The sequence below is a fragment of the Streptomyces sp. NPDC059718 genome (assembly GCF_042733315.1).
Taxonomy (GTDB): Bacteria; Actinomycetota; Actinomycetes; order Streptomycetales; family Streptomycetaceae; genus Actinacidiphila.
On sequence record NZ_JBHWGA010000067.1, the window covers coordinates 1 to 4,689 of the forward strand.

The window sequence follows — 4,689 nt, forward strand, 5'->3', positions numbered from 1 at the left end:
ACACCGGCACCTCGGCCGCCAAGGAGGCCGGGAACATGGTGGACCTGGACTCCAACCCCACCAAGCTGATCGAGATCGTGGAGATCGGCAAGCAGCTGCTCATCACCCGCGGCGCGCTGACCACCTTCTCCATCGCCAACGACGTGGCGAAGTACTTCGCGATCATCCCCGCGATGTTCGCGATCGCCTACCCGGGTCTGGACAAGCTCAACATCATGCAGCTGCACAGCCCGACGTCGGCGATCTCCTCGGCGATCATCTTCAACGCCCTGATCATCGTCGTGCTGATCCCGCTCGCCCTGCGCGGCGTGCGCTACCGGCCGTCGTCGGCCTCCGCGCTGCTGACCCGCAACATCTGGGTCTACGGCCTGGGCGGTCTCGTGCTGCCGTTCGTCGGCATCAAGGCGATCGACCTGATCATCCAGTTCATCCCCGGCCTCAGCTGACAGAAGAAGGCAACCCATCATGTTCGGCTCCCTGCCCACCGTGGTCCGCAACCACGTGGCCGCCCTGCGGATGCTGCTGGTGTTCACGGTGCTCCTGGGCATCGCATACCCGCTGGCCGTCACCGGCGTCGCCCAGGCGGCGTTCTCCGACCAGGCCAACGGCTCCAGGATCACCCAGGACGGCAAGACCGTCGGTTCCAGCCTCATCGGCCAGAACTTCACCCTCCCCAAGAAGGACCCGGACGACGCCGAAGAGGTCGCCCAGCCGGACCCGAAGTGGTTCCAGCCGCGACCCGGCGGCTACGACCCGCTGGTCACCGGCGCCTCCAACCTCGGCCCGAACGACGAGGACCTGGTGAAGACCATCAAGGAACGCCGGGCCGCGGTCGCCGAGTTCGACGGCGTCGCCCCCGAGGACGTGCCGGTCGACGCCGTCACGGCCTCCGGCTCCGGCCTCGACCCGCACATCTCGCCCGAGTACGCCCGCGAGCAGGTCGAGCGGGTCGCCCAGGCCCGCGGCCTGGACGCCGCCACCGTGCGCAAGCTGGTGGAGGACCACGTCCAGGGCCGGACCCTCGGCTTCCTCGGCGCGGAGCGCGTCAACGTGGTGGAACTCAACCAGGCGCTCACCGAGCTGAAGTGACGTCACGTCACCACCGAACCGCCCGTACCACGCCGCCCGGCGGGGCCGGGACCACCTGCGCCGCCGGGCGGCGTGACACCCGTACAAGGAAGGACTCCCGGTGACGCAGCCAGTCGTCCCGGCCCCGGCCGGCACTCCCCACGGACGGCCCGGCAGACTCAAGGTCTTCCTCGGGGCGGCCCCCGGAGTCGGGAAGACCTACCGCATGCTCGACGAGGCACGCCGCCGGGGCGCCCGGGGCACCGACGTCGTCGTGGGGTACGTCGAGTGCCACAAGCGGCCGCTCACGGAGGAGATGCTCGACGGTCTGGAGGTCGTGCCCCGCGCGGAACGCGAGTACCGGGGCACCGTCTTCACCGAGATGGACCTCGACGCCGTCCTCGCCCGCGCACCGCAGGTGGCACTCGTCGACGAGATGGCCCACACCAACATCCCCGGCGGCCGCCACGCCAAGCGCTGGCAGGACATCGAGGTGCTCCTAAAGGCGGGGATCGACGTGATCACCGCCGTCAACATCCAGCACCTGGAGTCGCTCAACGACGTCGTCGAGAAGATCACCGGCGTGCCCCAGCGGGAGACCGTCCCGGACGAGGTCGTCCGCCGCGCCGACCAGATCGAGCTCGTCGACATGCCCGCCGAGGCCCTGCGCCGCCGGATGGCCCACGGCAACGTCTACGCACCGGAGAAGGTCGACGCGGCCCTGTCGAACTACTTCCGCGTCGGGAACCTCACCGCGCTGCGCGAACTCGCCCTGCTCTGGGTCGCCGGACGCGTGGACGAGGCGCTGCAGAAGTACCGCTCCGAGCACGGGATCGGACGCGTCTGGGAGACCCGGGAGCGCGTGGTGGTCGCCGTGACCGGCGGCCCGGAGGGCGCGACCCTCATCCGCCGCGCCGCCCGGATCGCCGCTCGGTCCGCCGGTGGCGACCTGCTCGCCGTCCACATCGTGCGCAGCGACGGACTGGCCGACGCCTCGCCCGCCGCGCTGGCCAAGCAGCGGGCCCTGGTGGAGAGCCTCGGCGGCACCTTCCATTCCGTCGTCGGCGACCACGTCCCCGATGCCCTGCTGGACTTCGCGCGGGCCGAGAGCGCCACCCAGCTGGTGATGGGCACCAGCCGGCGCGGGAGGCTGTCCCAGTTCCTCACCGGGCGCGGGGTCGGCGAGACCATCGTGGAACGCTCCGGCGACATCGACGTCCACATGGTCACCCACGAGCGCGCGGGACGCGGCCGCCTCCTGCCCGCCACCGGCAGCTCGCTGCCCCCGGTGCGGAAGGTGGCGGGCCCCGTCGCGGGATTCGTCCTGCCCGCCCTGCTCACCGCGGTGCTCGCCAACAGCCGGGGCCACCTGAACCTCACCAGCGAGGCGCTGCTCTTCCTGCTGACCGTGGTCGGCGTCGCCTGCATCGGCGGCGTCGTCTCCGCGCTGCTCGCGTCCCTGACCGCGTCCCTGCTGCTGAACTACTACTTCATACCGCCCATCGGCCGGTTCACCATCGGCGAGACCAACAACATGCTGGCGCTGGCCGTCTTCGCGCTCGTCGCCGTGACCGTCGCGACGATCGTGGACCGCTCGCTGCGGCTGTCCAGACGCGCGGCCAACGCCACCGCCGAGGCCGAGACGCTGTCCTCCCTCGCCGGGAGCATCCTGCGCGGCGACCAGGCCGTCGAGGCCCTGCTGCACCGTACGCGGGAGGCCTTCGGCATGGAGTCGGCCGAGCTCGTGCACGGTTCCGACGGCGGGGCGGCGCCGGTGGACGATCCCGCGGACGGCGTGGTGGCCGTGCCCGTCGGACCGGACGACGTCCTCGTCCTGCGCGGCCGCCGCCTGGCGGCCTCGGAGCGGCGTGTGCTCATCGCCTTCGCCGGGCACGTGGCCTCCGCGCTGGAACGGGCCCGGCTGGCCGAGGCCGCCGCAGAGGTGGAGCCCGTCAGGGCGGCCGACCGCATGCGGACGGCGCTGCTCGCGGCGGTCAGCCACGACCTGCGCACCCCGCTGGCCGGCGCCTGGGCGGCCGTCAGCTCACTGCGCAGCCGGGAGGTCGAGTTCTCCGCCGAGGACCAGGAGGAACTGCTGGCCACCGCGGAGGTGTCCCTGGACCGGCTCAACCGGCTGGTGGACAACCTCCTCGACATGAGCCGGCTGCAGGCCGGCGCGCTCAGCCTGGCCCTCGAGCCGGCCTCCGTGGCCGAAGCGGCCTCGCTCGCCCTCGACAGCCTGGCCGAGAGCACGGTCCCCGTCACCACCCGGGGCCTGGCGGACGTACCGTTCGCGCTGGCCGACCCGCCGCTCCTGGAACGCGTCATCGCCAACCTGGTGACCAACGCACAGCGGTACGCCCCGGAGGGCACCGCGGTCCTGGTCAGCGCCAGCGCCCTCGGCCCGGTCATCGAGCTGCGCGTCGCGGACCGCGGCCCCGGCCTCCGACCCGCCGACCGGGAGAGGGTCTTCGAACCCTTCCAGCGGCTCGGCGACACCGACAACACCACCGGCCTCGGCCTCGGGCTCGCCCTCTCGCGCGGCCTGACCGAGGCCATGGGCGGCACCCTCACCCCCGAGGACACCCCTGGCGGAGGTCTCACCATGGTCCTGTCCCTGCCCACCGCAGGCGGTCCGGCCGACGTACCCGCCGCCCCCGTCGGCGGGGAGGAGGCGCTGACATGAGGCGCGTCCTGATCGTCGACGACGAACCGCAGATCCTGAAGGCGCTGGACATCAATCTGACGGCGCGTCACTACGCCGTCGCCACCGCCCCCGACGGCACCACGGCACTGCTGCTGGTGTCCCGGCAGCCGCCCGACGCCCTCATCCTCGACCTCGGCCTGCCCGACATGTCCGGCACCGACATCATCCACGGCGTGCGCGCCTGGAGCCCGCTGCCCATCATCGTGCTGTCCGGGCGGACCGGGCCGGCCGACAAGGTCGAGGCGCTGGACGCGGGGGCCGACGACTTCGTCACCAAGCCGTTCTCCATGGACGAGCTGGCGGCCCGGCTGCGCGCCGTGCTGCGCCGCCCGCCCGTCCTGGAGGAGCCGGAGACGGTCACCATCGCGGACTACCGCGTCGACCTGGGCGCGTTCACCGTCGAGCGCCGCTCCGGCAAGGGCGCGGCCCCGCGGCTCACGCCCACCGAGTGGCGGCTGCTCGCCCCGCTGCTGCGCAACCCCGGGCGCCTGATCACCGGGCGCCAGCTGCTGCGCGACGTATGGGGTCCGGGCAACGAGAAACGCACCAACTACCTGCGGGTCTACCTCGCCACCCTCCGGCACAAGCTGGAGCCGGACCCCGCCCACCCGCGCCACCTGATCACCGTGCCGGGCATGGGGTACCGCTTCGAGCCCTGAGCCGACGCACCGTACCCCGCCCGGTGGGGGCCCACCGGGCGGGGTGCGTTCGTTGGTCGTCCGCCCGCGACGCCCGCGTCGGAGCGGGCCGGGCCGGCGGTCAACGTGCCGTGACGGCGCGCGTGATCCCACCCGGGCGGCCCCCGCCCCCGGGGCGCCCCCCCCCCGATTGGGCGGAAACGCCCCACAACCGGAAAACCCCCCGCCACGCCCGCCCCCCGCGGGGGCCGGTACCCCCCGGGCACCGGCCGCAGG

3 protein-coding genes and 1 pseudogene are annotated in these 4,689 nt (G+C 72.9%); all 4 read left to right on the forward strand.

From position 1 onward, the window contains the following. Positions 1-446, forward strand: a pseudogene (locus ACFV3E_RS42155) (potassium-transporting ATPase subunit B); the annotation flags it as partial. A 19-nt stretch (positions 447-465) separates the two neighbouring features. Beyond that, positions 466-1,089, forward strand: a complete 624-nt coding sequence (kdpC, locus tag ACFV3E_RS42160; protein WP_500371861.1) for a potassium-transporting ATPase subunit KdpC — start codon at positions 466-468, stop codon at positions 1,087-1,089. A 100-nt stretch (positions 1,090-1,189) separates the two neighbouring features. After that, entirely contained in the window at positions 1,190-3,754 is a 2,565-nt protein-coding gene (locus ACFV3E_RS42165; RefSeq protein ID WP_500541179.1) for a sensor histidine kinase, read from the forward strand. Further along, on the forward strand, positions 3,751-4,434 hold the full coding sequence (locus tag ACFV3E_RS42170; protein WP_500358940.1) for a response regulator: 684 nt from the start codon (positions 3,751-3,753) through the stop codon (positions 4,432-4,434). The genes ACFV3E_RS42165 and ACFV3E_RS42170 overlap by 4 nt, the downstream gene beginning before the upstream one ends. The last annotated feature ends 255 nt before the right edge of the window (positions 4,435-4,689 follow it).